Consider the following 6,071-nt stretch of genomic DNA (forward strand, 5'->3'; position numbering starts at 1 on the left):
CCGCCTTTTGGGCGGCGTCTCCGTCGCGCTTTTTTCGGCGCGCGACCAGCGCTTTTGTAAGCAAGGAGCCATGCCGGACTCCCGCGCTGCGTATCACCGAGCCGGGATTGATCTTACCCCCGGCGACCGTCGGCCTATCGGCTTTGGTCTCCACGGTCCGGGTCGCAATTGGCACAGCGTTGCCCGGATTTTGTTTGTTTCCGGGGATGGAGCGCCCCGGCGGCGCTGCGGTCATTCATCCCGGCGCTTTCGCTACCGGCGGCGGGGTCATGGCCGATCTCGACCCGCCGCTATTCTCGCGCAGCGCGGATCGGGTTGTTGGACAGTGAAGCGGGAGCCTCCGAGCGGACCTTCACGCCAACAGCCGACCGCGCTCGCGCGGTGTGCTCGCGGTGTGCTAGAGGCTCGCGTGGGTCCATTCGTCTTCCAGGGCGCGCATAGCCTCTGCGCTAGCCCGCCAGTCATCTCCCGAGACTGCTCCAAATTCGCTCGGCCAGTGCTCGCTGCGGAAGTTCTCGACCAGCCATCTGACCGCTCCCTGCTCACGAAGCGGGTAGAGCGCGATGAAGATGTTGAGGAGAAGCAAGGTCGGGACCGGACCCGGAGCGAGTGCCTCGGAGCGTTCCTGGTTGCCAGTTTCCTCGATCAGGTGCATATGACGCGCGTCAGCCATTTTCGATCTCCATCGTTGGTTGGCGAATGAGCATTTGCCCGCGCGCCGGGGCGGTCCGGCGCGCGGGTTTTGTTTTGTGCGGTTTAAGTGCGTCGGCGGTAGGCAGCCGTGTCATCAGTCGTTAAAGCCGAGACGAACGCGCTCGCTGTCGGGAACGAGCGTAATGCCTGCGTAGGTGACCGTCTTGAGCGTGCCCTTCCGGATCGCGCGCCAAGTGGTCTGGCGACTGGTCCCGGTCATTTCCGACCATTCAGCAATGCGGTAGCCGAGGCGAGGTGCGTGCGAGTGCGGCTCACGCTGGACAGTGGTATTGGCTGCGATCGTCATGCGATCTTCCTTCGGTTACTTGACGTACCGAAGAGCCTCCACCTGCACCTTGTGTAAGGCTAGGTTAACTTGCGCGAAATCCGACCGCCGAATTTAACTGACGCTTTCTCCAAAGAGAGGTGACCTGCCTGAGCAAGTTGGTGTTGGGCGAGTCAATTCCAAGCGCCCGATGTAGCGATCCGACAGTTTTGGTCAGCTCCTGATATTCACTCAGATCCTCAATCCCGAATTCGTACATGAGGTCGAATAACGGTTCCCAGAGCAAAGTGCGTTCAAGGCTTTTCTTGCGACTGTCGGCGAGGCGACGGCCAAACACGCGGTAATAGATATCGGGATCGCGAAACACCTCCTCCGCCCCTTCCTTTACAAATTCCAGAGCAAGGTCGATCTCGTCGAGGGGAGTAGCGACGCCAAGGTCCATGTCGCTGAGCCATTTCGGCCCTGACTTTGTCCGTTGGCGTTTTGCATTTGCCATGACGATCGCATGACGCACCTGGGGCTCCCGCAGCTTATTGAAAAGGTTCTTTGCCGCCTTTGCAGTAGACGCGAAATTTTCCTTGGCCTCCTGCACGCCGAACGCTGGTTGGCGTTTGCGTGCAACCCAAAGGTCGATCGCCATCTTGTCGATCTTGATGACGATCCACCTGCGGGCAGGAGGATGTCGCGGACCAAAGCCTTCAAGGATCTCAGGGATATGAACAGACGCCTTCCAAGCGTGCGACAGTTTCACGTCGCCGTACATTGGACAGCGCAGCGCGGCCAGCCAGTCCGGCATATCGCTAGTCACGTCGGCCATGTGTTGAAACCACCACGACGGATACCTCTAGATTGGTCGGGAAACAATTTGGCGCGATCAGGGCAGATACCCGGTTATTTCGCAGGCGACGATTTCGGCGAACTTAACCGTCCGTCCGGTGAGCAGCAGCGCGATACTCCTGGAAACACCGTGGGAGTTCGCAATGGCGGCAGCGATGGAAGGTGCAACCGACGATAGTGAGACGGATAAGTCGGCGCGACCGCGCCGGATGCTCAACGAGAAGCAGGTCTTGGCAATCGTCCCGGTGTCGAGGACGACGCTCTATCGATTGGAGAAGGCGGGCAAATTTCCGCGCGGCGTCTTCGTCTCGCCGAACAGAAGGTTTTGGTACGAGGACCAGATTGTCGCTTGGCAGAACGCGGTCAACGAATTCGATCCGCATCGGGCTCGCGGCAAGGGGCGGCGTGGGCGTGCGGGTTAGTTGGACACGCTTTCAGATGTTGTACCGGTGCAAAGCGCCGGATCGATGTCCGCCCGCTCGTGCTCTTGGGTGGCGCTCTCGAAACGGTCACTGGGGCAGCACGATTTGACTCTTCGGATTGAGAACCGGACACGGCGAAACGCAGGCTTCTGTCGCGGCGGCCTGGCTTCGGCGCGGACGGCCAACCGGCACCCTGATGGTCGAGGCTCCGATGATCGAGGTCGGCGATGTGCTGAGGAAGGGAGAGCCGCCTGCTGATGCGGTCGAACGCTTAAGGCACCGGCTTCGCGAACTCGATGCCGACCGGCACTGGATCGAAAGCTCGTGCGTTCCGTCAAGCGATTGCAAAGCGCGCATGCGGGGGGAGATCGAAACCACCGCGGCAAGTGGCGCACCGTCCCTTGAAGGGCTGATCGAGCACTTCGGCGACATCGCATGGCCGCAGCATGTCGTGCACATCCCGCCGTTCGCGATGGGTGAGAAAGGTGCTGCGGTTACCGGCAGCGCGAGTGGCGAGCTAACGGATGTTATGGCGTTAATGATCTGGCTGCACAAGTCGGCGGTGTCCAAGGTGATACGAACGCGCTGTCGCAGAAAGATCGCGAAGTGCGCCTTGCCGAGATCGGGCGCGACCGGCGGCGCGTCGAGCGAGGGGAAGCCGAATTGTGCTGGCGCGCGCAGGCCGAGGGCGCAGCGATTATGCACCGCCCGGATATTGATCCGCGCGCCCTGCTGGGCGTTGAATTGATCGCCGCACCGGCTCCGGTGCCCAAGGGCGACGGCCTGTTTGGCGTGATCCGCCGTGCTGGCCCGTAAGGTTTCCGAGATTTCGATCGAGCATAGACAGGCGTCGCGTGAGAGCGGCGGCGGGTGACGTGCCATCCGCCGCAATGGGAAATCCGCTTATTCGACGCTCTGGTCATCACCGCCGGGGTCGCATCAACGATCGCGATGGCCGTCGTCATCCTGAACTTCTGACCGGACACGGTGCGTTTCCCGGGCCTCAGACCATGTTTACCGGCGTTTACGCACTCCGCCCGGTCCGAGGCAGTCCCGTCCCCGTAAACGCACGCAGTGAGGCCTACAGCCGAGGCCGTTGAAGGTCCGCCTCGGCCAGCGACAGATCGGCAAGCCGCGATACCCTCACGGAATAGGTGGAGCCGCCTCCAATCGCTTGCCTAGTCGCCTCGCGCTGCCGGGCATAATCTGGCCAAGCAGCGATAGAAACACCGCGCGGTCACGCCGCGAAAGCGCCCGCCATCCCTCCAAACCTGCTCCGAGTTGGTCATTGGCCGCTACCTTGCAGAGTTCGCATTAATAGCGGCCGCCTAAAAATCGGGAAAGGCGCGTGCCAGATATGCCGATGGCGGGCGGTCCCGGGATCCCGCGTTGGATTACCCACCCCAAGTACCTATGCCATGCCCGGTTCCGGAATTGAGCCTGGCGAACCCCTTAACCCGTTCGGAACCGAAACCTTCTTAACCTACGTGAATTCTACCAACGGGGCGTAGCGATGAGGCGCGCGATGGCCCCGCTCTCAATGGGCGACGTGTTTCTTACGGTCGCCATCATGTCCACCGCTTTCCTGATCGAGATCGGCTTTTTCATCTTGATTGGAATGTTCTGAAAGGAAACGCGCGCAGCCGATGCGAGGGTCTAGCTCTCCACAAGCTTGATGGTTGAGACCGGCCATCTTCCATCATGGCCTTTGATCGCAATCCGAAGCCCGTGCAATTCATCCAGCCAAATGTTCTCCACTGTGCCTGCCTTTCCGTCGGTAAGGACGACGGCTTTGCCGATCAACTCAGATTGCGCCTCACCGTACTCGTTCAAGATCGTTAACGCATGACGTTTCACCGATGGCATTGCTCGTCCATGTTCGGCCGAGCCATCCGCGCGGATCAATGGCGAGGTTTCCTACAATGCTCCGCATCGGGAACGATTGACTGTGAGCGCTCCAATTCGCGGAGCCGATCGATTTGCGTTTCGAGGCGCGCTGGCAGTTTCGGCTCTGGTTTCAGTGACGCGCGCAATCTCTCGCCGATCTCTCGAACGATGGCCCGGCTGTGCACGTAGTCGATGTCGATGTTATTGCGCATAAGGGGAGCCCTTCGGTTCGGTGAAAACGATGCCGCCCGCAGGCCGACATCGGCCCCAGTCCTGCTCCCCGCGACCTCAATCGAGGCACGGCTGACGAGTTTGAACGAAATCCGAGACCGCCGCTTTTGGCTATCTTGCGCGAGCGCTTGTATTCAGAACAGCGGGTCGCTGGCAGCGACCTTTGGCTATCCGCGACATGCGCCGTAATAGTACCGGCGAGCGGCGGTCTCATGCTTTTCTAAAGCTTCGCAGGTGCTTTCGTTCCTTGGATCTCTGATCGCGACGCGATGGTTTCCCTTCCGACGAGGAACTCGGCGTGTAGCGTTGCGACGCTTAGACCACGGACGCAATTGACACACGAGCAGCACTCGGAACTATTTCTGAGAGTGCCCGGTTACTAGTTCATGGGGCGATGAAGGGACGGATGATCGCCATGAGGACCCAATATCTCGCTGCGATAGCTGTTCTTGCCGCTTGGACTGGGCTGGCCGTGAATTCGCTCGGCTTGCTGCCTCTCGAAAGGCAGTCCACACCAGCCGCCACGCAAGTTGTGGACCGATTAGCTGTGTCCGTGGAACCATTTTTGATGCGGTCTAGTGGCTAACAGGATTAGGCCGAGGCCGGTGATACCGCAGGACGCGCCCGTCCTTCCGTAGCGGTCATGACAACGGATGTTCGTCACCCGGGGCCCGCCCGTACGCGGCGGCGGGGGCATCCCCCAGCGCATCGTCACCATCTCGCTTCCGGCGTCCGTGTCGCGGATAACCGGCGCAGGATTTTCCCGAAACACTCCCGGCATCGGCGCGAGGTTGCCGACGTAGCGATTGACGACGCGGAACAGCGCGGCGATGGCGGCTTGGTTGGTGGTAATGCTGTAGAGATTGCACACGCGTGAGAACTTCAGGTCAGGTTCGGTTCGACTGCCAGAGCAGCAGGTCCAGCTTTTTTGTCGGAGTGAAACGATTGAACCTCTCACAACGGAGCCACGCCCGAAGGCGGTGGCAAGGTCAGACCCGCAAAATAATGTTCGGCAATGAACAATGTCCGCTTGCCCGCCGTGAGCGAAAAGATTGCGGATATTGCGAAACCGGCGATTTGGGCCACAAGCAGATGTCAGCGTATGGCTAAATGACGCCAACTGAGGCGGCCTTACCGGCCCATGATCTTCTCGCGCTCGGCGTAGAAGCGATGAAGCGTCAGTTCCATCTCGCGCAAGAGGCGTTCGGCGTCCCCGGTTGGCAGATTTGCGTGTCGCAGCCTTTCGAGGAGGGCAAGTTGGCGCGTGACTGTCGTTTCGCCGATGACAATGCAGCGCTCGGCTCTTTCCAAGTAGCTGTTTAGGTCGGTTTCCATTCCGGCATGGAACACCAAAAAACCTGACTAGGACATAATAAAAAACGCCGCCCGCATCAAAATCCAGCGCAGGCGGCGGCATTTCCAGCCCCGGGAGGGAGATCGTAAAATCCCGATACCGATATGTCTGGGTGGTCGTGGAAAGGTTCAAATCAGGCCACTACGCTTTTCAAACCAGGCCACCGCGCTCGGAAACAGGCCAGCGCCAGCCGCTGCATGGGAACAAACCGTTACGCCAGCGTGAATAGAGCACGGTCAGCAGATCCGCTAGACTGTATGTCCCCTCCACAAAATGAGGCGACTCACCCTCGATGTTGCAACGAGGGTTGCCCGGATGGACTGGGCAGAGCCTCAAACAAGGAGGGCGAGTCGTGGGGTCA

General features: G+C 60.1%; 8 protein-coding genes and 1 pseudogene. 3 read left to right on the plus strand and 6 right to left on the minus strand.

Annotated features, from left to right (window positions below; translation table 11 throughout):
* On the plus strand, positions 1–329 hold a 329-nt coding region (locus tag AC629_RS47980; protein WP_210419195.1), incomplete at its 5' end, for a hypothetical protein.
* A gap of 68 nt (positions 330–397) precedes the next feature.
* On the opposite strand, the gene AC629_RS41780 is transcribed toward AC629_RS47980, so the two are convergent.
* The 3 genes from AC629_RS41780 to AC629_RS41790 all read right to left on the minus strand — a co-directional run bounded on the left by AC629_RS41780 (position 398) and on the right by AC629_RS41790 (position 1,796).
* Positions 398–673: a hypothetical protein gene (locus tag AC629_RS41780; RefSeq protein WP_084810475.1), complete on the minus strand. Its 276-nt coding sequence runs from the start codon at positions 671–673 to the stop codon at positions 398–400.
* A gap of 114 nt (positions 674–787) precedes the next feature.
* A complete protein-coding gene (locus AC629_RS41785; protein ID WP_084810476.1) occupies positions 788–1,000 on the minus strand; it encodes a hypothetical protein in 213 nt (70 codons plus the stop codon).
* A gap of 64 nt (positions 1,001–1,064) precedes the next feature.
* Complete coding sequence (locus tag AC629_RS41790; RefSeq protein ID WP_084810477.1) at positions 1,065–1,796, minus strand: hypothetical protein; 732 nt, start codon at positions 1,794–1,796, stop codon at positions 1,065–1,067.
* Between the two features lie 163 nt (positions 1,797–1,959).
* Here AC629_RS41790 and AC629_RS41795 point away from each other — a divergent pair, with 163 nt between their 5' ends.
* The gene (locus AC629_RS41795; RefSeq protein ID WP_084810478.1) at positions 1,960–2,238 is read left to right on the plus strand and encodes a helix-turn-helix transcriptional regulator; all 279 of its coding nucleotides are present in this window, start codon (positions 1,960–1,962) and stop codon (positions 2,236–2,238) included.
* A 211-nt stretch (positions 2,239–2,449) separates the two neighbouring features.
* On the plus strand, positions 2,450–2,986 hold the full coding sequence (locus tag AC629_RS41800; protein WP_143199872.1) for a hypothetical protein: 537 nt from the start codon (positions 2,450–2,452) through the stop codon (positions 2,984–2,986).
* 908 nt (positions 2,987–3,894) lie between these two features.
* Here AC629_RS41800 and AC629_RS41805 read toward each other — a convergent pair.
* The 3 genes and pseudogenes from AC629_RS41805 to AC629_RS41815 all read right to left on the minus strand — a co-directional run bounded on the left by AC629_RS41805 (position 3,895) and on the right by AC629_RS41815 (position 5,691).
* Positions 3,895–4,104, minus strand: a complete 210-nt coding sequence (locus AC629_RS41805; protein WP_084810480.1) for a PRC-barrel domain-containing protein — start codon at positions 4,102–4,104, stop codon at positions 3,895–3,897.
* A 901-nt stretch (positions 4,105–5,005) separates the two neighbouring features.
* Positions 5,006–5,227: pseudogene (locus AC629_RS41810) on the minus strand (SOS response-associated peptidase); the annotation flags it as partial.
* A 260-nt stretch (positions 5,228–5,487) separates the two neighbouring features.
* On the minus strand, positions 5,488–5,691 hold the full coding sequence (locus AC629_RS41815; protein WP_143199873.1) for a hypothetical protein: 204 nt from the start codon (positions 5,689–5,691) through the stop codon (positions 5,488–5,490).
* Positions 5,692–6,071 lie beyond the last annotated feature (380 nt).

This window comes from Bradyrhizobium sp. NAS80.1 (assembly GCF_001908205.1).
Taxonomy (GTDB): Bacteria; Pseudomonadota; Alphaproteobacteria; order Rhizobiales; family Xanthobacteraceae; genus Bradyrhizobium.